This is a genomic window from Nitrosomonas sp. Nm58 (assembly GCF_900107335.1).
In the GTDB taxonomy this organism is placed as follows: domain Bacteria; phylum Pseudomonadota; class Gammaproteobacteria; order Burkholderiales; family Nitrosomonadaceae; genus Nitrosomonas.
This window is the reverse complement of sequence record NZ_FNPQ01000001.1, coordinates 295,310-315,561: the sequence shown is the minus strand read 5'-3', so window position 1 is coordinate 315,561 and position 20,252 is coordinate 295,310. Positions and strand designations below refer to the sequence as shown.

Genomic DNA, 20,252 nt, shown 5'->3' with positions numbered 1-20,252 from the left:
AGAAAAGTGTAGTCAGGAATGGGTATGCTCTCCCATCAAAGCACTCACAGGAGCGAAGCTGCGTCGATGAATTTCAGAGATGCCATGTTGCCGTAATGCCGCCAAATGAGCTTTTGTAGGATAACCCTTATGCTGGTTTAGTCCGTAAACAGGAAAATGCTTGTGCAATCGCAACATCTCAGCATCACGCGCTGTCTTGGCCAGTATCGAAGCTGCCGAAATTTCAGGAACGAGACTGTCACCTTTTATGATCGTCTTCATAGGGCAATTTAGTCGTGGCGATTGATTGCCATCGACTAAAACAATTGAAGGAATCAGCGGTAATCTTTCAACGGCCCGCTTCATGGCGAGCAAGCTGGCTTGCAGAATATTCAAATGATCTATTTCGGCAACAGAAGCAGAAGCAATCGCCCATGCTTTCGCATGATGCTTGATGAGAGCGGCAAGGTAAGTACGTTTGCTCTCACTCAATTTTTTGGAATCAGCCAATCCTTCAATGTTGCAATCCGGGCCTAAAATGACACACGCCGCATAGACTGGCCCAGCAAGGGGCCCTCTTCCAGCTTCATCCACGCCACCAATCCAATCAGTTTCATGCATGTAGCTTACAGCCAGCTATCTATGAATGCAGAAAGACAAAAAATAAAGAAATCTGCCGGCAACAAATGAGGCAGTTTCTATATATTTCTCACTGTGCACATTAATTGTGCCTCGGTCACAAGCTGATCACCTACCTCTGCACGTGCTGAATATTTCCAAACACCTTTTATCTGTCTGGTGATTTCCACTTTCAGCAAGAGTTGGTCACCTGCCGTGACGGGTTTCTTAAAACGCACGCCATCAATCCCTACAAAATAATAAACTTGCGCATCATTTTTGGTGGGGTTCTCTGTTTTGATTGTAAGTAATGCCGCTGCCTGCGCCAAGGCTTCGACGATTAGGACACCCGGCATGACCGGGTGATGTGGAAAATGTCCAACAAAATAAGGTTCGTTGATCGATACATTTTTGAGTGCAATGATCCGTTCACCTGGTTCATAAGAAATAACTCGATCAACCAGAATGAAAGGATAACGATGAGGCAGATACTTTAAAATTTCATAAATGTCCATGGCATTCATTCTTGTCTCCCTTTAGCCTGGAAAGTGGGTTGATCATCTGCACAATAACCCAAAATAACACTGCCTAAAATTAGTATTAATGGAAAGCATCACATAAAATATGAATTACTTTTCGGTTACCTACTCCTGCCCTGCAAGTGCCCTGATAACCTGATTCGTGATATCGATACGCTGGCTGCGATAAACTGAATCCTGTAATTGCAAGATCAAATCATAGCTCTCATTTTCTGCTATGTTTTTAATGGTTTTGTTAACGCGTTCCAAAATCAAGCTATATTCTTCATTTTGACGCATACTTAAATCTTCCCGCATCTGTTGTTGTGCACGCTGATATTGGCGACTAATGTTAGCAAGCTCACGCTCCTTGGTTCGCCTTTCTTCTATTGCTATGCTTTTATCATTCCTCTCTAATTGCTCCTGCAGGTCTTTGATTTCAGAAGCCATTTTTTTGATACGCTCATCATAAACCAGAAATTCTTTCTCTATTTTTCTTTGCGCCAGGATAGCAGGGGCTGATTCCCGCAAGATTCTCTCGGTATTCACAACCCCAATCTTGATTTCTCTTGCTAAGACACCGGAATACCCGCCAATAAGGAAAACCAGCGTAAACAGCGTGATCAACCATTGCAACCATAAAAGCTTGCAGTTCAATTGCTCCTCCTGATCAGCTGATCTGGATTTAAAATGTTTGCCCCAACTGGAACTGGAATCTTTGTATATCATCGCCTTTCTGATCATTTAATGGTTGAGCAACACTAAACCTCAGAGGACCCATTGGAGAAATCCATGTCACAGCAATCCCTGTAGAAAAACGCAAGAAGTTTAGATCCAGTTGTGACCAATCATTGAAGACATTCCCGCCATCAATAAAAGCCGCTAACCGTACGGTCTTTTCATCTTTCATAAAGGGGGCTGGAAACAATACTTCTGCACTGCCGACAACACGCTTACTCGCCCCTACAATAGTTCCTCGTCTTCCTGGTATTGGATTACCATTCTCATCCAATACAGGGTCACGAGGCCCCAGTGAATTAATATTGTAGCCACGGACCGAATTAAAGCCCCCTGCAAAGAAATTTTTAAAGAAAGGCAGCGATTCACCCGAATAACCATCCCCAACGCCTACTTGTCCATTAAGCATCAAGGTGAATATTCTCGAAATAGGAAAAAACCATTTATGCTCATAGCTCGCCTTGTAGTATTCCAGTTCAGCAAAAGGCAAACTAAATTCTCCAAATAATCGATGTGTCGTCCCAGAAGTTGTCCATATCGCGCTATCACGATTGTCACGCGCCCAACTAAGCGTGATAGGAAGATTATTGGTCGTGCTCCCAAATTGTTCTACAAAATCAAAAAAGCGCTGAGGACTGTTGGCTCTCAGATCAATTTTCGTATGTTCAGCACCCAAGCCCAAAGAAACAATATCGTTTTCCGCTATCGGGATACCAAAACGTAACGTCGCACCGGCTGTATCTGTATTAAAAATTCCAACGCTGGGTAACGATCGAGTATTAATATCCCGCTTAAAAACATCAAACCCAAGGCTGATTCCGTTAATCGTATAATAGGGATTGGTAAAAGATGCCGAGAATATCTTGTTGACACTACCGGTATTGACTGAGACGCTCAAAAAATTACCCGTGCCAAAAATGTTATTCTGGGAAACAGAGCCATTTAAAATAATACCTTCCAGATCTGAGTAGCCTGCCCCAAACATGATCGCACCTGTTGGCTTCTCGGTCACATTAACATTGATATCAACCTGATCAGGCGCATCTGCCACTGGGGGAGTTTCCACATTGACGCTCGTGAAAAAATCTAACCTGTCAACGCGCTGCTTGGAGCGATTAATTTGGCTGGTTGAATGCCAAGCCCCCTCCATCTGACGAAACTCCCGGCGAATGACTTCATCGCGGGTACGATCATTGCCACTGATATTGATACGTCTCACATAAACCCGGCGCCCCGGATCAACATAAAAAGTAAAAGCGGTTTTCCTGCTCTCCTTATCGAGCTCAGGCGAAGCGTTAACATTGGCAAATGCGTAACCCTCATCGCCCAACCGGTCGGTAATAAGTTTGACGGATTCTGTTAATCTTTCTCGAACAAATACACCACCTGGCTCGAGTTTAATCAGTTTGCGTAATTCTTCTTCTGGCACCAAGAAATTTCCAGCAAGCTTGATATCTGAAACCGTATATTGCGGTCCTTCGGTGATATTGATGGTAATGTAGATGTCCTTCATATCAGGCGTGATGGATACCTGGGTAGAATCGATATTGAACTCCAGATATCCACGATCAAGATAGTAGGATCGCAACGTTTCTAGATCGGCAGATAATTTTTGTTTCGAATATTGATCATCTTTTGTGAACCAGGTCAGCAGTCCTGGGGTTCTCAGCACAAACAAGCCAACCAAATCACTATCACTAAAGGCTTCATTACCCACAATATTGATCTGGCGGATTCTGGTTGTTTTACCTTCTTCAATATCGAAATTAATCCCTACACGATTACGTTCCAGCGGGGTTGTAGTCGTGGTAATCTTGACAGCATATTTGCCGCGACTGATATATTGCCGCTTTAGCTCTTGTTCAGCTTTCTCCAACAAGGAGCGGCTAAAGATACGCGATTCGGCTAGGCCTGCCTGTTTTAGACCTTCTTTCAACTTATCTTTTTCAAATTCCTTGGCACCGTTGATGTTAATCTGGGCAATGGCAGGACGCTCCTGTATTTCCACAATCAGTAATCCATCTTGGGCTTTTAGTCTTACATCCTGGAAGAAGCCAGTTTCATAAAGTGTTTTGATTGCAGCAGTGGCTTTAGCTTCATCTAGCACATCACCTACTTTTATAGGAAGATAGCTAAAGATTGTTCCCGCTTCGGTACGCTGTATCCCATCAACACGAATATCCTTTACAACGAATGGTTCAGCTGCTTCACCAACAAGTGAATAGAATAAACAATAAAGTATGACAAGACACCTGAATTTCATGCTTAACCAGAAATAAGCCGATAAATATCATTGTATATAGCAATAACCATGAGGGTAAACAACATCGCCATACCAATCTGTTGGCCAATCACCATAGCTCTTTCCGGCAATGGGGAACCTCTGATAATTTCGATCACATAATACATTAAGTGCCCCCCATCCAATACAGGGATAGGCAATAGATTCAGCACAGCAAGACTCACGCTGATCAGCGCAAGGAATCCAAGATAAGCAATTATCCCCATTTGTGCTGATTGACCAGCGTAATCAGCGATCGTAATGGGGCCACTCATATTCTTCCACGAAACTTCACCCACCACCATTTTCCCCAGCATCCGAAAAGTAAAAATGGTCATTTCCCAGGTTTTATCGAATGCTTTCAGCAATGCTGTTCCGGCAGGATAACTCACATTAACCAAGAATTTATCTATCGCTGCACGATCAATCTTGGGAGCAACGCCAATTTTCCCGATCTCTGTATTACCTTCAATCGCCTTATCCGGTGTGACAGAAATATCCATTGTCTTGCCATCACGCAAGATTTCCAGGATAAGCAATTGTCCCGGACTGGCGCGAATCTCTTTAACGAATTCTTCCCAGGACAAAATGTCTTGATTGTTTACTGCAAGAATCTCATCCCCGGCAAGTAACCCTGCACGATGACCAGTTCCATCCGTAATTACCCGGCCTATAATGGGTGCCATGGTAGGTTGATAACTTACCAAACCAACTTTTTCCAGGAAATTTCCATCCAGATCATTGGCCTCCATGCTGCTTAAATTCAATTTCCGCCAGACAATTTCTCCGCGATCAGTAACTGTTTCCACTGTTACCTCAGGGTTACGGTCGACTGCATGGGTTAATAATATCCAACGCGCATCCTGCCATGTTGCAACAGATTCATTCTCAATCTTTACAATAGTTTCCCCTTCCTCAAAAGCTGAAAAGGCGGCGGGTGTCAATGGCTTTACTGGACCCAGTACTGGCTTTATGCCACTAACTCCTGACATAAAGAGAAGCCAATAAAGCAAAATTGCCAACAAAAAGTTAGCGATCGGCCCTGCAGCAACAATTGCGAAACGCTTTGAGACAGGCTGGCGGTTAAATGCGCGCGCTAAATCCTGGGGTAAAACTTCTCCCTCATGCTCATCCAGCATCTTGACATATCCCCCGAGGGGAAGGGCTGCAATCACCCATTCGGTTTGATCTTTACCTAGACGCTTTTTAAACAGTGGCTGACCAAAGCCAATTGAAAAGCGCAAAACCTTTACACCACTCCAGCGAGCAACCAGATAGTGGCCAAACTCATGAAAGGTAATTAATACGCCTAGCGCGACAACAAAAGCAAGAATTGTAAAAAGTAGCGTCATATCAAATCAAACATGATGGTAACAATAAATTCCGAAGCACTTAAAATGGGATCAAAACAGATAAAGAGATTGTTCTAGCATCAAGCCTGACACATCAACCATTCTCGTGCAACCTCTCGCGCCATCACATCCGCTGCAAGCACATCCTCTAATGTCGCAATCTCTTCCCGGCTGATTGTCTGCATAACCTGCGCAATCATGGATGGAATTTCGGTAAATGCCATTTGACCTGTGAGAAATGATTCAACAGCCACTTCATTGGCAGCATTAAGCACTGCTGGCATATTACCTCCCGCAGACAATGCCTCATAGGCAAGTCTCAGGCAAGGAAAACGTGCAAAATCTGGCGCTTCAAAATTCAATTGTGCAATTTCAAATATATCCAACGATCTCACACCACTTTCCATTCTGTCAGGATAACTCAGTGCATGCGCAATTGGGGTGCGCATATCTGGATTACCCAACTGCGCGAGAACCGAGCCGTCAATATATTCAACCATGGAGTGAATGACGCTTTGTGGATGAATCACAACCTGAATTTTGTCTGGTGCAGCATCAAATAGCCAATGTGCTTCAATAACTTCCAGGCCTTTATTCATCATGGTTGCGGAGTCTACTGAAATCTTTCTTCCCATGACCCAGTTAGGATGTGCGCAGGCCTGCTCCGGTGTTACATGCTCTAAATCGGATAATGCCAGGCGTCGGAAAGGACCTCCTGATGCCGTTAGCAGGATACGGCGAACACCTGCGGAAGTGAAGTCTCCATTAAAATGCTTAGGCAATGATTGGTAGATAGCGTTATGCTCGCTATCGATTGGCAACAGGATAGCGCGGCACTGTTTCACTATATCCATGAAGATACGACCGGCCATCACCAGCGTTTCTTTATTTGCCAATAAAACATTCTTGCCAGAGCGCGCTGCAGCAATCGTCGGGCGGATCCCAGCAGCACCCACAATTGCCGCCATGATAGTATCTACTTCAGGTAAAGAAGCCACCCTTTCCAATGATTCAACTCCCGCTGATACCTGCGTATCCATTCCAGCCGCTCTTATTCTTTTATCCAAACGCTCAGCACTGATCGCATCCAGCATAACTGCATAGGAGGGGCGGAAACGTTGACATTGAGCAAAAATTTTATCTACATTCTGATTAGCAGTAAGCGCAACAACGCGGAATCGGTCGGAATGACGAGCTACTACATCCAATGTATTTTCACCAATACTTCCCGTAGATCCAAGTATGGTCAGGTGGCGAGTTACTGTCATAGTTCTAATGAATAAAAAATGAGAAATACCAATACTGCAATTGGCAATGTTGAAGTAAGCGCATCTATTCGATCGAGTATACCACCATGGCCAGGCAAGATATGGCCACTGTCTTTTACACCAGCCTGTCGCTTCATCAGCGACTCAAATAAATCACCCATAATTCCCAATCCGACCAGTACAAGCGACAATACAACAAGCCCGATTACTACCATGCCGCTCTCTATCACTTGTCCCCATATAAGCGCATAGCAAAAAACAGCTACTAAAGCCCCAGCCACACCCTCCCACGTTTTACCTGGACTGATTTCAGGAGCAAGTTTATGCTTACCAAACGAGCGCCCGACAAAATAGGCCGCACTGTCTGATACCCAGATCACGCCCATAAATCCAAGTAGCAACAAAGGATTAATAGCTCGTAATTGATATAAAGCCAAGCAGGTTGGCAAGAGTACTAACCAGCCCATCAGCATTAGCAAGCTTATGTTTTTAACCGGATACGATATCTTTAATAAAATCGGCGCAACTATCCCCCAGAATAAACAGGACACCACATAGATCCATATCATGCTTGTACTGTTTGGATTACTAGCGACTGCCTCACTCAGCATTAGTAGCAGCTCTCCCCCAAGCAATGTCGTTAAAATTAAATAGAGTATAGTTTGATTGATTGTAAATCTTGCAAGCCTGCACCACTCGCGGGACGCAACAATAGTCAGCCCTAAAAGCAATGCTCCCCAAAATATCGCTGGCAAATAAAATAAAGCTGATATAAAAAAAGCTATCAGAATAATAGCAGTAAGAATCCGGGTTTTAAGCATGAGCGGGTCACATCCCGCTGAATTGAGAAATATAAAAACTAGAATTTTTTCTTGGCAGCAATTGTGGTCATTCCTTTTTCAACAGGCATATTTTGAAGTTGCTCACTGATTCGACCGAACCGGCGTTCTCGTTGCTGAAAAGATTTTATCGCTAAATCAAGTGCATGCGCATCGAAATCTGGCCAAAGCGTATCAGTAAAATATAATTCCGAGTATGCTAATTGCCATAGCAGAAAATTACTGATGCGGCATTCTCCACCAGTCCGAATAAATAAGTCTGGATCAGGCGCATAACTCATCGCAAAATGCTTGGAAAGATCCGTTTCATTGAAATTTTCCAGCAAATTTGGTGAATGAATCATCATTTTCCGGACAGCCTGCATAATATCCCAACGCCCGCCATAATTTGCTGCAACTGTAAATATCAACCGAGTATTATTAGCGGTCAGTTCTTCGCCCTGACGAATAAACTCTGCAGTTTTAGAATCAAATTTGGACAGATCACCTATAACCTTGAAGCGAATCCCATTTTCATTTAACTTGATAACTTCATGCTCAAGCGTGCTCACAAAAAGCTGCATCAGGAACGTGACTTCTTCCTCCGGCCTGCGCCAGTTTTCGCTACTAAAAGCAAACAGCGTGAGATATTCCACACCCTGTTCAATGCAGGCTTTAATGGCACCCCTTACAGCCTCTACACCTTGCCTGTGCCCAGCTATTCTTGGCAAGAAGCGTTTTTTTGCCCAGCGCCCATTACCATCCATTATGATGGCGATATGTCTGGGAATTTTACCTTTTTCTGGTATTTCGCGAGTTGAGCTCGGACTTTGTGGCATATACCTACACAGCCATCAATTCGGCTTCTTTGGCTTGCAATAATTTATCAACTTCAGCAATGTACCGGTCAGTAAGCTTCTGAATCTCTTCCTGACCTCGTCGATCATCATCCTCAGAGATCTGTTTGTCTTTGAGTAATTCTTTCATTTGAGCATTTGCATCTCTACGAACATTACGTATGGCAACGCGAGCAGATTCTGCTTCGTTCTTTACAATCTTGGCCAGTTCACGCCGTCTCTCTTCAGTCAGCGACGGCATAGGCACACGAACCATCTCACCGACCGTCATCGGATTTAATCCTAAATCAGAATCACGAATGGCCTTTTCAATAGCATTTGACATTTTCTTATCCCAAGGCACCACACCAATGGTGCGCGCATCGGGCAAACTAATATTAGCAACTTGATTAATAGGTGTCGGAGTTCCATAGTAATCAACCATGATATGGTCCAATAGACCTGTATGAGGACGCCCACTTCGCACCTTGCTAAAATCAGTTTTAAGTGCTTCCAGACTCTTCTGCATTTTTTGCTCAGCAGATTTTTTAACGCCAGCGATCATAATTAATCATCCTATCTGAATCATCAAATACTCACTAAGGTTCCTTCGTCTTCCCCCATGAGTATCCTCATAAGCGCACCTGATTTAAAGATACTAAAAACATTGATTGGCAATTTCTGGTCGCGACAGAGTGTCAGAGCTGTAGCATCCATGACTTGCAGATTTTTAGCAATCGCTTCATCAAAGGATAAGCGTTGATAGCGCGTCGCATTGGAATTTATTTTAGGATCACTGGAATAAATACCATCCACCTTAGTTGCTTTGAGTACAATATCTGCATTCACTTCCATTCCACGCAAAGCAGCAGCAGTATCGGTAGTAAAAAAAGGATTACCTGTGCCCGCAGCGAATATCACTACTTTCCCTTCTCCGAGATACCGTATTGCCTTATTGCGTATATAGGATTCCACAACCTGATCAATTCGCAACGCAGATTGCACCCGTGATATTAAGCCTTTTCGCCGCATCGCGTCCTGTAAGGCCAGAGCATTCATTATTGTAGCCAGCATGCCCATATAATCTGCAGTCACTCGATCCATTCCGTCACCGGCAGATTTCATGCCACGAAAAATATTTCCACCTCCTACAACAATTGCAACCTCAACACCAAGCTGGGATACCTTCGTTATCTCAACTACGATATGCTCCACCACATCGCGATTAATCCCATACTTATCATCGCCCATAAGGGCTTCACCGGAAAGTTTCAGCAGGATACGTTTATAAATAGATGGCATAAACAAGAAAAACTAATCTACTACTATGCTTTATTCTCTTTTACTTGACTTACCTGGGCCATTACTTCGGCCGCAAAATCGTCAGATCTTTTCTCTATTCCTTCACCAACCACGAAAAGTGTGAAACCATTAACCACAGCAGATTTAGCAGCAAGCAATTTTTCAACAGTCTGGTCTGGATCCTTGACAAAAGGTTGACCTAATAACGTCACCTCAGCCAGGTATTTGGTTATTCGGCCTTCTACCATTTTTTCAATAATATTGGCTGGCTTTCCACTTTCAGCAGCTTGCGCAGTAAAAATATGACGTTCATGTTCCAACAAGTCCGATGATATTTGATCGCTAGAGACACACAGCGGCTTACTTGCTGCAATATGCATGGCCAAATCTTTACCGAGCACTTCATCTCCACCCGCGTAATCGATCATCACACCAATTTTTGATCCATGCAGGTACATCGCAAGATAACCTTTTGCAGCGTAACAAACGCTTCGTCTTATACTGATATTTTCACCCAGTTTCATCACCAAAGCCTGACGGGATGCCTCAACAGCTTCTCCATTAGGCAGCACCATGGTTGCCAGCGCATCCGTATCAGTAACCTTTTTTGTTGCAACCAACTGGGCTAAACTTTTTGCGAAATTGACAAAATCGTCATTCTTAGCCACAAAATCAGTCTCGCAGTTGATTTCCACCAATGCGCCGTTTTTTTTGTCTGCCGAAATAAAAGCCCCAATAACACCTTCCGCTGCGATACGCCCAGCAGCCTTGCTCGCTTTAGCACCACTCCTAATTCGCAAAAGATCTTCCGCCGCTTTCATATCACCGCTCGTTTCTACCAAGGCTTTTTTACACTCCATCATACCCAAGCCCGTTAGCTCACGTAATTCCTTTACCATACTTGCGGTAATTTCCGCCATATTTGCTCCACGTACTAAAAACTACAATTATTGATTAATTAAAAACACAATGAGAAAGTTAAATGACGCTTTCTATTACTTTACCTTTTTCTTTTTATCACAAAACTTGAAATTGAACTCCTTTCACATTTCAAATTCTGCCTTTCATGCCTAAACTACCTGCTTTCGGTATTTCCAGCGATATCCAATTAACTCTCAGCGCTAGAATTACTCATTTCGATGATTTCCTGGATAGATTGATTGCGGCCTTCCAAAATGGCATCAGCAGCTGCACGCGCATAAAGGCGGATCGCCTGACCTGAATCATCATTACCCGGAATAACATATTCCACGCCAGCAGGACTATGATTAGTATCGACGATGCCCACAACCGGAATACCCAGTTTGTTTGCCTCAGTGATTGTGCCTTTCTGATATCCCACATCAATAACAAACATGGCATCAGGAAGCCCCTTCATTTCCTTGATACCTCCTAGACTGTTATTGAGTTTATCGAGCTCACGCTGAAAATTGAGCGCCTCTTTTTTGACTAGCTTGGCAAGCAAACCATCCTGCACCATTGCCTCCATCTCTTGGAGACGTTTGATCGATTGTTTGATTGTTTTGAAATTGGTCAACATCCCCCCTAACCATCGCTGATTTACATAAGGGGAACCGCAGCGAGTCGACTCTTCGCGTACGATGTCGCGTGCTTGGCGTTTTGTCCCTACAAACAAGATTGTGCCCCCATTTGCAGAAAGTCTGCTCAAATACTTCATCGCATCCTCGAACATTATCAATGTTTTTTCAAGATTGATAATGTGAATCTTGTTTCGCTGCCCAAAAATGTACGGAGCCATTTTGGGATTCCAGAAACGGGTCTGATGCCCAAAATGCACACCCGCCTCTAACATTTGACGCATATTTACTGACATAAATTTTCCTTTAGGGTTAAACCGCCACTCGTCTCCAGCTATTCCTGCTTACTAAGCACCCTACAATGACGAGTGTGTGTATTTATTAATATTAACTATATTGAATTACAACCAAATCTGAGATCTAATTGCGCTGGCGATTATAACACGCTCCAGCCTACTCTCAAGAAAAGCCTTTGCAACCCAAAGACATTGCTTATGCAGCAATAAATCATGAATCACAGAGCTACTATCAATCTGAGGAACCGCAGATTTTTTGACTCAATCGAGGAATGTCGTTTAGTCTGACGTGCTTGTTATTTATCGTAATAATTCCTTCTTCTTGCAATCTGGATAATGAACGGCTAACCGTTTCAAGTTTAAGTCCCAGATAACTGCCGATTTCTTCTCGCGTCATTCTAAGAATAAAATTTGTTGATGAGTACCCTCGCTTGGCAAGGCGTCCCGACAGATTAAGCAAAAAAGCAGCCAATCGCTCTTCAGCTTTCCGACTACCCAATAGCATCATGATGTTATGATCTTGCACGATCTCACGACTCATCATTTTATGAAAATGGTGCATAAGCAAAGGAATACTTCGGCTAACCTCTTCAAGCTTCCCAAAAGGAACTTCACAAACCTCACTATCTTCTAAAGCAACAGTATTACAGGTATGTTTCTCTGAGCTGATCGCATCCAACCCCAATAACTCCCCTGTCATATAGAAACCAGTAACCTGCTGGCGACCATCCGAATCAAGCACATAAGATTTAAAAAATCCATTCCGGACAGCATAAAGTGAACTAAAATCTAATCCGGCATGAAGCAAATGTTCTCCACGGCGAATTCTGAATTTATGATTAATCAAGTCTCCCAGGATCTCAGTCTCCCGTTCATCAAGACCCACTGGCAAACACAACTCTCGCAAACTGCACGTTGCACATTTTGATTCAGCTCTCGATACAACGTAACCTCTGGCTATTGCGTTATTAGACAAAGCAAATTCCTGGTTAAATGCGAATTGAGTCAACCTCAAATGACTGCTTCAATCAAAAAAGCCGCATAAGCAAATCATTCAGAAATTCTTATGCGGCATGGGGAACAACTCATAACGGCCAGCTGGAATCTCTGCCACAGAAAAAAAATGACAGCCGGCAGTAATTTATTTAGTTGCGCTATTTTCTAATACATACTTCGCCAGATCTTCCACTGAATCCCCCATGAGATTAGGGAAAGCTGGCATAGCAAAACCTTTTCCATTTCTCACTCTATCAATAATAGCAGCCACGTTTGCCGTTTCAGGACTTAGCGCCATGACTTTACCATTTACAGGAGAATGGCATTTTGCACAAGCTTCCTGGAAAATAGTTTCGGGTGTTGCACCGGCCACAGGCATATATTTATCCCGTGAGCAACCACTCAATACGATCAGCGCACAGCCTAATAACAACAAAGGTAATTTTTTCTTCATTCTTCTCTCCTGTTAACTTCTTCTTAAATAATTAGATACTCTAATCTATAGTCTATCATACTGAGCACCCAAAATCGCCTGCAACCCCCTGCAATCCAATTTCTCTTGTTTAAACAATAAACTATCTAAACCTCGGAAATGGCTTGGACACCAGATAGCGCATCAATCACCCTGATCATGTTTAGCTTCCTGCTCATTATGTTGACGGTTAACTTGCTGCTCCGGTAATCTTGCAAGCGACTGTAACCCAAGATGAAGCGCTGCTTTGGTAAGCATATGCGCGCTTACCGGAGCAGTGATAAAAAGAAACAACGTCACGAGCACCTCATGCAAGCTGATACTTCTTTCAAGATAACTAAAATATAATGCTGAAGCGATCAGCAAGCTACCTACCCCCAAAGTAGTTGCCTTGGTTGGGCTATGAATTCGGGTATAAAAATCCTTAAGTCGAACGAGTCCTAACGACCCAATAAACGTAAAGATTGCACCTGTCAGGATCAATAAAGAAATAAAAACTTCCAGCATCACTCACTCAATGATATCGCCACGCAACAAATATTTGCATGCAGCCACAGTACCTACGAACCCCATAACCGCAATAATCAAGGCCACCTCAAAATACAATCCACTGGAAAGATGGATTCCAAGCAATACTAACAAGGCAATCGTGTTGATATACAAGGTATCGAGTGCAAGAATCCGATCAGGCATACTTGGGCCACACAACAATCGCCAAAAACTCAATGCAACTGCTGCCGTAACCAGCATCAAGGCTATAAATACGGCAGCGCTCAACATTTCTCGAAAATCTCCTTCAACGGCCTCTCATAACGGGATTTGATGGTATTGGCGAGTTCTTCGGTATTGGTCACATCTAACGCATGCACAAGCAGATGGCATCGATCATGGGAAAGGCGCGCTGATACCGTGCCAGGCGTCAGGGTAATCACATTAGCCAGAAAACTGATGGCCAGATTCGATTTGAGAATCAGCGGCATGGATATGAAAGCAGGTTGCAAGCGATCCGGACGTCCCAGAACAAGCCGTGCAACAGTGAAATTGGCCTGTATGATATCGATCAGTATGACGCCTACAAAGCGAAGCAGATGAAATGGTTTATAGATTCGCACCTCCTCCGGCCAGAACTGAGTCGTGAGCAAAGGAATCACCCAGCCAAGCAGCAATCCCAGGACAATCTGTCCCGGGTGGATACTATTAACCAGTAGCAGCCAAATCCCTGCTAATATCAATGCAAGAATTGGATGAGGTAAAAAGCGATGCATCAAGGTAATTCTCCAGTCATGAGCACAGCCTGAATATAATGAGATGTTTGCAGTAGCTGTTCAGCGGTAAAGTGCAGAAATTGTGTAACAGCCCCCCCCCCGATCACCAACATCACACATAAAGCGAGTAAGCCGACAATCGGCAACAGCTCTTTGTAAACAGGATGGATGGTAATCACACCTGTGGCCAATACTTTCGATGGCTGCGCTCGATAAAACAGCAGACTACCACTACGGGTCAATGCAATCAAACCCAACAAGCTGGTTATCAATATGACACTCATAATCCAAGGGAGCGCCTCGTGCGCCAGCGAGGCATGCAAAATCAAGAATTTTCCAATGAAGCCGGATAGTGGCGGAAGTCCTGCCAGCAATACCGCCGTTACAAAAAAGAACGCACCGATCAGGCGTGAATGAGGAATGATAGTACCCGGATCCAATCGATCATCCAGCTCAGCGCGACGAATGGCGATCGTATTAGCCAACAAGAAGAATGCAGCTGTTGCAAAAGTAGAATGGGACAGATAAAAAAGACCGGCGGCAATTCCCTCATGAGTATTCAAACCAAATGCAGTCAACACTGTACCAATAGACACTATCACCAAATAAGCCACTTGCTGTCGCAAATGCGTACTGGCGACCACACCCGTCATTCCAACCACCAGGGTGATCAGTGCCAGCGGTAGTAGCCATCCTTCGATCAGATTGGCACCCAGCCCCGCTTCAGCACCAAAAATAAGGGTGTAGACACGCAAAATGCTGTAAGCGCCGACTTTGGTCATAATGGCGAACAGTGCTGCAATAGGCGCAGAGGTCTGGGCATAAGCTGAAGGCAGCCATAAATGCAATGGCACCAGTGCTGCTTTGAGCGCGAACACACCAAATAACAACAAGCCGGCTGCCCGCACCAAGGCGCTATCGCCAAGAGGCAGCAAGGCCAGCTTGACAGCCAAATCGGCCATATTGAGCGTACCCAGTGTGCCATAAAGGACTCCTACCGCAAATAAAAACAGCGTGGAACCAACCAGATTAATCACAACAAAATGCAAACCCGCTTTGGTGCGCAAGCGTCCGCCGCCATGCAGAAGTAAACTGTAGGAAGCAATCAGCAGGATCTCAAAAAACACAAACAGATTAAACAAATCGCCCGTCAAAAATGCACCATTCAAGCCAAACAACTGCAGCTGAAAAAGCACATGAAAATGTCTGCCCGCCCGCTCAGTAACAGGGATGGCATAAAGTAACACAAACAGGGAAAGCAGCGCTGTAATAACCAGCATCCAGACAGCCAGGCGATCTGCCACCAGAACGATGCCAAAAGGAGCCGGCCAGTTACCCAGTGCATAGACCAGAATGTCACCGCTGCTGACAATAGATAACAGCTTGAAAGCCAGAAAAATTTGAGCGATGATTGAAAAAATACTCAAACCACGTTCGAGTACAGTACTTCGTTGATTTAACAGTAATAGTAAAATGCCTGCGAAGAGGGGTAACAGCACAGGTGCGATGACAAGGTGCGCCATCATGGTTTGTGTATTCCATCTACATGATCGTTACCCAGCTCCTTGTATGTCTTGAGCGCAAGCACGACCACAAATGCAGTCATGGCAAAGCTAATCACGATAGCAGTCAGCACCAGCGCCTGAGGCAATGGATCGGTATAGCCGGTCATTCCGTCGGCTATGATGGGTGGCGCGCCGATGACCAGCCTACCCATTGCGAGTAAAAACAGGTTAGCCGCATAAGATAAAAATGTCAGCCCCAACACCACGGGAAAAGTACGGCCGCGTAGCGAAAGATAAACACCGCAAGCAGTGAGTACGCCGATAATCAGAGAAATCAGTGCTTCCATTAACGTATTTTATGGTCACTTTTTACAAAATGGCTTTCGCTGTGCACCATTCCTAGGTTAACCATGATAAGCAAGATCACCCCTACAACCACCCAATAAACTCCCAGATCAAATGCCATCGCAGAGGCCAGTTCAAATTCACCCACCAGCGGCCAATCCAGATGGCCAAACGCAGAAGTTAAAAACGGATAGCCAAACAGCCAGCTCGCTATGCCTGTCATCGCCGCAAACAGCAAGCCTATAGCAATAACAATATGCATATTGATCGGAAGACGCGTTTGCGTCCAGCCAATACCATTAGCCAGATACTGAGTGATAAGTGCGACTGCCGTAATGAGCCCCGCGATAAACCCGCCACCCGGCAGGTTATGTCCACGTAACAGAATGAAAACAGCAACCAACAGCGCCAGCGGCAACAGCACGCGGGTCAGTGACGCCATGATCAAGGGATGCTTATCTTCATCCCACGGACGCTTTAAACTATCATGGCTCGGGCCTTTCAGCTGAAGATGCTCAAGCATGGCATAAATACCTAATCCAGCCAAGGCCATAACAGTAATTTCACCCAGCGTATCGTATCCGCGAAAATCCACCAAGATCACATTGACCACATTGCGTCCCCCACCCTCCGGCACGCTATGAGTTATGAAATAATCTGCAATCGTTTCATAAGGGCGAGTCAATACCGCCCAGACCAACGATGCGACCCCACCGCCAGCCAGTACTGCCAACAGCAAATCACGACTCCGTCGAAATGGTTTTGATTCGACTGGCGTATATTGCGGTAAGAAATACAGCGCCAACAACATTAGCATAATAGTAACAACCTCCACCGAAAGTTGTGTCAGCGCCAGGTCAGGGGCTGAAAATTTAGCAAATATCAAGGCCACACCCAGTCCAACAGTCCCGATCATAATCAAGGAAACGAAGCGTTGCTGATGAAGCAGGACAGTACTCATCGCTGCAGCCATCATGATCAGTGCTATGATGAGGCTCACGCCATCGATAGTCAGCAACTCCCGATCACCCGTCAGCACAGCTGCCTCCCCCGTCAGGAAATTCGCTGCACCGAGTAACACAGCAAACAAGATAAAGACGAACACCATTCTTTGTAAAGAATCAATATGAAGCAAGCGGGTAAAAAACTGGCAGACAAGAAACAATCCTTCCAGCAAGCGATGATAAACAGCTCTCATTTCAGGCCAGTCTCCCGCATGAGTACGCAGAGACAAAAAAGTGCTAAATCCAAAATAAACCAGAACGCCACCCAGCATGGCGATAACGCTCATCCAGAATGCAGGGCTAAATCCATGCCAAATCGCCAGATCATGCTCAGGCACTGGTTCATGCAATACACTAGCGGCTGCAATATTCAGAATCGGCTCGACGGTCAGAGCAGGAAGCACACCCACCACTAAACACAAGACCACCAGGATTTCCACCGGAATTTTCATCCAACGAGGTGGTTCATGCGGTTTTTTTGGCAGATCAACCGGCGGACCATCAAAAAAGACGTTATGGATGAAACGCAGCGAATAAGCCACGGCAAAGATGCCAGCCAAGGTTGCACCAGCCGGCATCAGCCATCCCCACGACTGATCAATAGCATGCAAGGTTTCCACAAAAAACATCTCCTTGGATAAAAAACCATTCAACAGGGGCACGCCCGCCATGGCTGCGGCAGCAACGATAGTCAGTAATGCGGTATGTGGCATGAATCTCCACAATCCTCTGAGCCTTCGCATATCCCGGGTGCCCGTTTCGTGATCGATGATGCCAGTCGCCATAAACAAGGATGCCTTGAAAATAGCATGATTAATGATATGAAAAACAGCAGCTACCGCAGCCATCGGCGTGCCGATACCAAACAGCAAGGTAATCAGTCCCAGATGACTGATCGTGGAGTAGGCCAGCAACCCTTTGAGATCGTGCTTCCACAGCGCAATGTAAGCGCCGGCAAGCAACGTAATGAGCCCTGTTACACTGACTAACCAAAACCATTCCACCGTACCAGACAGCGCCGGGAATAGCCGCGCCAGTAAAAATACCCCCGCCTTGACCATGGTTGCAGAATGTAAATAAGCCGATACCGGTGTAGGGGCAGCCATGGCATTGGGCAACCAGAAATGAAAAGGGAATTGTGCGGATTTGGTAAAAGCACCCAGCAGAATCAATATCAGCATCGGTTGATAAAACGGGTGGGCACGAATGATGTCACCCGATTCCAGAATCACGGACAACTCATAACTGCCAGTTATTTCACCGAGTAATAAACATCCGCCAAGCAATGCCAGCCCTCCCGCACCTGTGATCGTCAACGCCAGGCGCGCGCCGCTGCGTGATTCGTGACGATGCTGCCAGTAACTGATCAGCAAAAAGGAAGAAAGACTGGTCAATTCCCAAAAAATCAGCAGCTGAATGATATTTTCGGAGAGTACGATCCCCAACATGGAGCCCATGAACAGCAGCAAATAAGCATAAAAGCGCCCCATATCATCCTGCGCAGACAGATAGTAGCGCGCGTACAGAATGATGAGTAAGCCAATTCCCAATATCAGTAAGGCAAACAAAAGACCCAGACCATCCAGCCGAAAAGCCAGATCAAGACCTGCCGTGGGAATCCAGCTCAAACGCTGAATGAGCACTTGTCCTGCAAAGACATCGATTAAGCCAGGGATTAGCAAAATGATGGCAAACAGCGCAACAGCACCTGCCATCCAGGCAGCATGCAACCGCCCAAACCTGGAAATAGCTGCAACAAAAGGAGCGCCAATGAATGGCATTAGAACAATAAACAGCAAATTCATGAAATAACTACTTTCTTTTTGTGTAATGAAGCGCAGGAAATCACTTCATTCATTTTAGGTTTAGCACATCTCTCTGGCTTCAATTTGTTTTGGGAAGGATGTCGATATCCCTGACTGGCACGCGCCAGATAAATACCGTCAGCACGATAGCCAATAAGGCTAGCATGAGTTTAAGACAAGATGATGACACGAGCAGAATGGAACTGCCAAATGACAAGGCCATCACCAGATACACCCAGCGTTTGACCCGACGGGGTATGCTGCGATGCACACACCACTCGTAAATGATAGGACCTGTAACACGGTTATTTAACAAAAAATCGTGAAAACGCTCCGAGCTACGTGCAAAACATGCTGCCGCCAGCAAGATAAACGGTGTAGTAGGCAGGATAGGCAAGAAAATACCCAATATTCCCATCAGCAATGCCGTGATGCCGACCCCTAAATAAAGCCAGCGCATAAAAAGTGAATCATGCAGGCGCAAGATGTGCACACCCTCCTCGCCCTGATTCGTTTGTTCATTTAATTGCATCGGCAAAAAATTAAATTACTAAAATCTCAAAAAATAAAATGCTCTTAACGCGAATTTATGAAATATTCGGGTTAATCAATGCACACCATGCAATGAGTCAAGTTATTGTACACTCACATGAATAGATAGAATTAATCCATGAAACCACATGGATCGCAATGACGAATCAAGCGTAGTGAGTATAATAGCCGGAGGTATTTATTGAAGGGTAATATATTTTTTTGATTTTTCTTTTGAGGTTATCATGTCTAAAACAAAAAATTCATTGGGTTTTGGCTTTTTTCTATTGAGCTTAACATTGTTACCGCTGAGTGCTTTTGCCTACAAAGAACATGCTACGCAGCCGCACGCTGCAACATCCGAAGTGAGTGAGCTGCAAAAAATCGACGCCAAGGTCGGCACTGGTGAAGAAGCCGTGGTGGGTAAAACAGTTAAGGTACATTACACTGGCTGGCTTTATGATGCGGCAGCCCCTGATAAAAAAGGAGCAAAGTTCGATAGCTCACATGATCGAAAGGAACCCTTTTCCTTCCTGCTTGGCTCGGGACGTGTCATCAAAGGCTGGGACCAAGGGGTACTGGGTATGAAAATTGGTGGGCAGCGCACGTTGATTATCCCCCCCAATATGGCTTATGGCGCACACGGTGCTAGCAACGTGATTCCACCCAATGCGGCATTGGTTTTTGATGTTGAACTGATCGGCTTGCAATAGCAACAGATTCAAGCGGGTAACGCAGGTATCAGCCTACTGAATGGACGCTGCTTACTTCGCGTTACCACCTCC

The 20,252-nt window shown here is 45.0% G+C and carries 22 protein-coding genes; 1 reads left to right on the top strand and 21 read right to left on the bottom strand.

From position 1 onward, the window contains the following. Positions 1 to 12: 12 nt before the first annotated feature. From rnhB to BLW34_RS01305, 21 genes are all read right to left on the bottom strand, one after another. Positions 13 to 600 carry a ribonuclease HII gene (rnhB, locus tag BLW34_RS01405; RefSeq protein WP_090574568.1) on the bottom strand — a complete coding sequence of 196 codons (588 nt, stop codon included), beginning with the start codon at positions 598 to 600 and terminating at the stop codon, positions 13 to 15. A gap of 77 nt (positions 601 to 677) precedes the next feature. Next, positions 678 to 1,121 (bottom strand): 3-hydroxyacyl-ACP dehydratase FabZ, encoded by a 444-nt coding sequence (gene fabZ / locus BLW34_RS01400; RefSeq protein WP_090574566.1) that lies wholly within the window; start codon positions 1,119 to 1,121, stop codon positions 678 to 680. A 120-nt stretch (positions 1,122 to 1,241) separates the two neighbouring features. After that, entirely contained in the window at positions 1,242 to 1,742 is a 501-nt protein-coding gene (locus tag BLW34_RS01395) for an OmpH/Skp family outer membrane protein (protein WP_256203518.1), read from the bottom strand. A 58-nt stretch (positions 1,743 to 1,800) separates the two neighbouring features. Continuing rightward, complete coding sequence (gene bamA, locus BLW34_RS01390) at positions 1,801 to 4,116, bottom strand: outer membrane protein assembly factor BamA (RefSeq protein WP_090574560.1); 2,316 nt, start codon at positions 4,114 to 4,116, stop codon at positions 1,801 to 1,803. Between the two features lie 2 nt (positions 4,117 to 4,118). Continuing rightward, entirely contained in the window at positions 4,119 to 5,486 is a 1,368-nt protein-coding gene (gene rseP, locus BLW34_RS01385) for an RIP metalloprotease RseP (protein ID WP_090574557.1), read from the bottom strand. 80 nt (positions 5,487 to 5,566) lie between these two features. Beyond that, positions 5,567 to 6,754: a 1-deoxy-D-xylulose-5-phosphate reductoisomerase gene (gene ispC, locus BLW34_RS01380; protein WP_090574555.1), complete on the bottom strand. Its 1,188-nt coding sequence runs from the start codon at positions 6,752 to 6,754 to the stop codon at positions 5,567 to 5,569. Continuing rightward, on the bottom strand, positions 6,751 to 7,575 hold the full coding sequence (locus BLW34_RS01375; RefSeq protein WP_090574553.1) for a phosphatidate cytidylyltransferase: 825 nt from the start codon (positions 7,573 to 7,575) through the stop codon (positions 6,751 to 6,753). Before BLW34_RS01375 ends, ispC begins: the two co-directional genes overlap by 4 nt. A 38-nt stretch (positions 7,576 to 7,613) precedes the next feature. Beyond that, positions 7,614 to 8,411 (bottom strand): isoprenyl transferase, encoded by a 798-nt coding sequence (locus tag BLW34_RS01370; protein ID WP_090574551.1) that lies wholly within the window; start codon positions 8,409 to 8,411, stop codon positions 7,614 to 7,616. Positions 8,412 to 8,415: 4 nt separating this feature from the next. Continuing rightward, on the bottom strand, positions 8,416 to 8,973 hold the full coding sequence (frr, locus tag BLW34_RS01365; protein ID WP_090574549.1) for a ribosome recycling factor: 558 nt from the start codon (positions 8,971 to 8,973) through the stop codon (positions 8,416 to 8,418). 23 nt (positions 8,974 to 8,996) lie between these two features. Then, positions 8,997 to 9,710: a UMP kinase gene (pyrH, locus tag BLW34_RS01360; RefSeq protein WP_090539354.1), complete on the bottom strand. Its 714-nt coding sequence runs from the start codon at positions 9,708 to 9,710 to the stop codon at positions 8,997 to 8,999. A 23-nt stretch (positions 9,711 to 9,733) separates the two neighbouring features. Further along, positions 9,734 to 10,630, bottom strand: coding sequence for a translation elongation factor Ts (tsf, locus tag BLW34_RS01355; protein ID WP_090574547.1), 897 nt, complete (start codon positions 10,628 to 10,630; stop codon positions 9,734 to 9,736). 188 nt (positions 10,631 to 10,818) lie between these two features. Then, the gene (gene rpsB / locus BLW34_RS01350; protein ID WP_090574545.1) at positions 10,819 to 11,544 is read right to left on the bottom strand and encodes a 30S ribosomal protein S2; all 726 of its coding nucleotides are present in this window, start codon (positions 11,542 to 11,544) and stop codon (positions 10,819 to 10,821) included. Between the two features lie 232 nt (positions 11,545 to 11,776). Continuing rightward, positions 11,777 to 12,520, bottom strand: a complete 744-nt coding sequence (gene fnr, locus BLW34_RS01345) for a fumarate/nitrate reduction transcriptional regulator Fnr (protein WP_090574760.1) — start codon at positions 12,518 to 12,520, stop codon at positions 11,777 to 11,779. A gap of 165 nt (positions 12,521 to 12,685) precedes the next feature. After that, on the bottom strand, positions 12,686 to 12,994 hold the full coding sequence (locus tag BLW34_RS01340; protein WP_090539359.1) for a c-type cytochrome: 309 nt from the start codon (positions 12,992 to 12,994) through the stop codon (positions 12,686 to 12,688). A gap of 162 nt (positions 12,995 to 13,156) precedes the next feature. Beyond that, positions 13,157 to 13,519: a Na+/H+ antiporter subunit G gene (locus BLW34_RS01335; RefSeq protein ID WP_090574543.1), complete on the bottom strand. Its 363-nt coding sequence runs from the start codon at positions 13,517 to 13,519 to the stop codon at positions 13,157 to 13,159. 3 nt (positions 13,520 to 13,522) lie between these two features. Then, complete coding sequence (locus BLW34_RS01330; protein WP_090539363.1) at positions 13,523 to 13,792, bottom strand: K+/H+ antiporter subunit F; 270 nt, start codon at positions 13,790 to 13,792, stop codon at positions 13,523 to 13,525. After that, a complete protein-coding gene (locus tag BLW34_RS01325; protein ID WP_090574540.1) occupies positions 13,786 to 14,277 on the bottom strand; it encodes a Na+/H+ antiporter subunit E in 492 nt (163 codons plus the stop codon). The genes BLW34_RS01330 and BLW34_RS01325 overlap by 7 nt, the downstream gene beginning before the upstream one ends. Further along, positions 14,277 to 15,803, bottom strand: a complete 1,527-nt coding sequence (locus BLW34_RS01320; RefSeq protein ID WP_218138716.1) for a monovalent cation/H+ antiporter subunit D — start codon at positions 15,801 to 15,803, stop codon at positions 14,277 to 14,279. Before BLW34_RS01320 ends, BLW34_RS01325 begins: the two co-directional genes overlap by 1 nt. Then, positions 15,800 to 16,129 carry a Na+/H+ antiporter subunit C gene (locus tag BLW34_RS01315; protein WP_090574538.1) on the bottom strand — a complete coding sequence of 110 codons (330 nt, stop codon included), beginning with the start codon at positions 16,127 to 16,129 and terminating at the stop codon, positions 15,800 to 15,802. The genes BLW34_RS01320 and BLW34_RS01315 overlap by 4 nt, the downstream gene beginning before the upstream one ends. Next, complete coding sequence (locus BLW34_RS01310) at positions 16,129 to 18,936, bottom strand: monovalent cation/H+ antiporter subunit A (RefSeq protein WP_090574536.1); 2,808 nt, start codon at positions 18,934 to 18,936, stop codon at positions 16,129 to 16,131. The genes BLW34_RS01315 and BLW34_RS01310 overlap by 1 nt, the downstream gene beginning before the upstream one ends. A gap of 79 nt (positions 18,937 to 19,015) precedes the next feature. Next, complete coding sequence (locus tag BLW34_RS01305) at positions 19,016 to 19,468, bottom strand: YbaN family protein (RefSeq protein WP_090574534.1); 453 nt, start codon at positions 19,466 to 19,468, stop codon at positions 19,016 to 19,018. 244 nt (positions 19,469 to 19,712) lie between these two features. Between BLW34_RS01305 and BLW34_RS01300 the strand changes: the two genes are divergently transcribed. Then, the gene (locus BLW34_RS01300) at positions 19,713 to 20,180 is read left to right on the top strand and encodes an FKBP-type peptidyl-prolyl cis-trans isomerase (RefSeq protein ID WP_090574532.1); all 468 of its coding nucleotides are present in this window, start codon (positions 19,713 to 19,715) and stop codon (positions 20,178 to 20,180) included. Positions 20,181 to 20,252: the final 72 nt, after the last annotated feature.